This is a genomic window from Salmonella sp. SAL4457, from assembly GCF_046548235.1.
GTDB lineage: Bacteria > Pseudomonadota > Gammaproteobacteria > Enterobacterales > Enterobacteriaceae > Salmonella > Salmonella enterica.
The window spans coordinates 1-265 of record NZ_JBGDZO010000640.1; the positions used below are offsets into that span (position 1 = coordinate 1).

The following is a 265-nucleotide window of genomic DNA, read 5'->3' on the forward strand; positions in this document are numbered from 1 at the left end:
TTGCAGTGAAGTCAAGGCAGCGATGCCCTTGCGCACACGGCACTCGTTCAACGCGCGGCTGCCTCCCTCCATCGGCAGCAAGGAGGGCAACGGCTCGCCAGCGGGCGCATGGTCGACAATGCTGCCGACGATGGTGATGAGCTGGTCGCCGCGCGCGCTGACGGCAGCCTGCGCGAGGTTTTCGGAAATCACCGCATCCAGGCGAACGATGCCGACGCGACGACTGATCAACATGACCATGGATCTCTCCTCTATGTATGGATGG

Annotated in this window: 1 protein-coding gene; it reads right to left on the reverse strand. The window is 62.6% G+C overall.

Features of this window, described 5'->3' with window-relative positions:
* Nucleotides 1-240, reverse strand: a 240-nt coding sequence (locus tag ACLJNW_RS25765) for a hypothetical protein (RefSeq protein WP_410961448.1), incomplete at its 3' end; no start/stop codon positions are given.
* Nucleotides 241-265 lie beyond the last annotated feature (25 nt).